Source organism: Rhizobacter sp. P3_B12, assembly GCF_056402895.1.
Window position 1 is genome coordinate 1 of the sequence record NZ_JBFUGN010001035.1, and the last position, 2107, is coordinate 2107.

3 protein-coding genes are annotated in these 2107 nt (G+C 70.6%); 2 read left to right on the forward strand and 1 reads right to left on the reverse strand.

Translation table 11 applies throughout. The annotated features are described in order from the left end of the window. Window positions 1-873, reverse strand: an 873-nt coding sequence (locus tag AC1D01_RS31695) for a dihydrodipicolinate synthase family protein (protein WP_477873484.1), incomplete at its 3' end; no start/stop codon positions are given. Window positions 874-982: 109 nt separating this feature from the next. Here AC1D01_RS31695 and AC1D01_RS31700 point away from each other — a divergent pair. After that, window positions 983-1912 (forward strand): LysR family transcriptional regulator, encoded by a 930-nt coding sequence (locus AC1D01_RS31700; protein ID WP_477873485.1) that lies wholly within the window; start codon window positions 983-985, stop codon window positions 1910-1912. A gap of 35 nt (window positions 1913-1947) precedes the next feature. Continuing rightward, the coding region (locus AC1D01_RS31705; RefSeq protein ID WP_477873486.1) for a helix-turn-helix transcriptional regulator at window positions 1948-2107 on the forward strand (160 nt) is incomplete at its 3' end.

Here is a 2107-nt window from a genome sequence, read left to right on the forward strand (position 1 = left end):
GTTCGGCGCCTCGKTGGGCGGGCGCACGGTCGGCGAATCGAGCACGCCGGCCAGGTACATCCCCATCTTCATGCGCGCATGGGCCTCGCCGGTCGGTTCGCCGCCGCCGTAGACGGCATCCTTCAGCGGCGTGATGACGGCCTGCACCGCGACGGCCCGTTTCAGGTCGCCGGCCTTCACGGCTTCCCACAGGTCGTTGATCAGGCTCGGGATGAAGGTCGCGAAACCCACCAGCGCGCCATCCACGCCTTGCACCATCGACGCCAGCAGGTACTCGTCGTGGCAGGTGAGGATCGCCTTGCTCGCATCGGCCTGGCGGATGGCGGCGATGTCGGCGGCGTACTTGTTCATGTCGCGCTGTCCCACCTTGAAGGCGGCGACGGCCGGCAGGCGGGCCAGCTCGGCCAGCGTGGCCGACGAGTACGACGCGCGCGTCCACGCCGGGTAGACGTGCGCCACCAGGTCGAGCCCGACCGAGGCGATGGCCTCGAAGTAGCGCGTCACGTGGTCGGGCCGGAAGCCGAAGCGCAGCCAGTGGTGCGGCGGCATCACGTCCAGGGCCTTGGCGCCCGCTTCGCGCGCCATCGACGCCTGCTCGGTGGCGTCGCGCGTGCCTTCGCAGACGATCGACGAGATCACCGGCAGCCGGCCCTTCAGCTCGTCGGCGACGATGCGCGTCACCTCGGCGCGCTCGCGCGGCAGCAGCGAGAACACTTCGCCGGTGTGGCCGTTGGTCATCACGGCCACCACGCCGGGCTGGGTGGCCAGCCACGCGGCGTGCTTGCGCAGCGCGGGCTCGTCGATGCGGTGGTCGCCGGTGAACGGGCAGGCGATCGCGGGGATGATGCCGCGGTAGTTCTGGATCGTGCGCATGGTCTTGTCTCCGGTCTGTTTGTTGAACAATCGCCGTGAATCTTGCGCGCCGCGGCCACCGTTGACCAATGCCGCTTGGGTCTTCTTCCATGCCTTGTGAGCACCGCCCATGAACCTGATCTGGCTCGACGATTTCCTGACCCTGGCGGCCAGCGGCAGCTTCTCGCGGGCCGCGCAGGAGCGGCACATGACGCAGCCGGCCTTCAGCCGCCGCGTGCGCGCGCTGGAAGACTGGCTGGGCGTGGTGCTGTTCGACCGCAGCACCCAGCCCGCCACGCTGACCGAGGCGGGGGAGTGGTTTCGCGCGGTGGCGCAGGAGCTGCTGACGCGCGTCGCGGGCATCCCCGACCAGGCGCGCGCGGTGGCCGATGCGAGTTCGGCCACGCTGCGCATCGCGTCGACCCATGCGCTGTCGTTCAGCTTCCTGCCGGGCTGGCTGCGCGGGCTGGAGTCGCGGCTGGCGCAAGGACCAGGGCACGGGCCGGGCCCGGTGCAGCTGATCTCCGACGTGATGCAGCAGTGCGAGGCGCTGATGCAGCAGGGCCGCGTGCAGTTCCTGTTGTGCCATGGCCATGAGCAGGTGCCCAACCGGCTGGACCCGTCATCGCACCGCTGGGCCGTGGTCGGCCACGACGCGCTGTTGCCGGTGTCGGCGCCCGACGCGTCGGGCCGGCCGCGTCATTGGCTGGACGACAGCGGAGGCAAGCCGGTGCCGCTGCTCGAGTACAGCGCCGAGTCCGGCATCGGCCGCCTGGTGCGCGCCTTGCGGGGCAGCGCGCTGGCCGGCGCCCATGCGCAATCGGCGCTGACGGCGCACCTGGCGAGCGTGCTCAAGACGATGGCGCTGGACGGCCGCGGCGTGGCCTGGCTGCCGCGCAGCCTGATCGCCGACGACCTGGCCGCCGGCCGCCTGACTGCTGCGGGCGGCCCGCAGTGGGCGATCGAGGTCGAGATCCGCCTGTTCCGGCCGCGCTCGCCGTTGCCGCGGGCGGCCGAACGCTTCTGGGCGACGGTTGAAGAGGTGAGAGTCACGGGCTAGAATGTCCAAAATTTTGGACAACTCGCGAGGCGAGAATGAGCAGTCTTCTCGACATCGGTCGCGCCGTCCGCACGCGGCGCACGGAACTGGGGCTGTCGCAGAACCAGCTTGCACATTTGAGCGGGCTGTCGCGCCAGACCCTGGTCGGGCTCGAGAACGGAAGCCTGAGCGACCTCGGCGTGAACAGGGTGGCGC

Excerpts from the sequence above, each read along its gene's own strand:
- AC1D01_RS31700 (WP_477873485.1), top strand. The coding sequence starts at position 983 with ATGAACCTGATCTGGCTCGACGATTTCCTGACCCTGGCGGCCAGCGGC.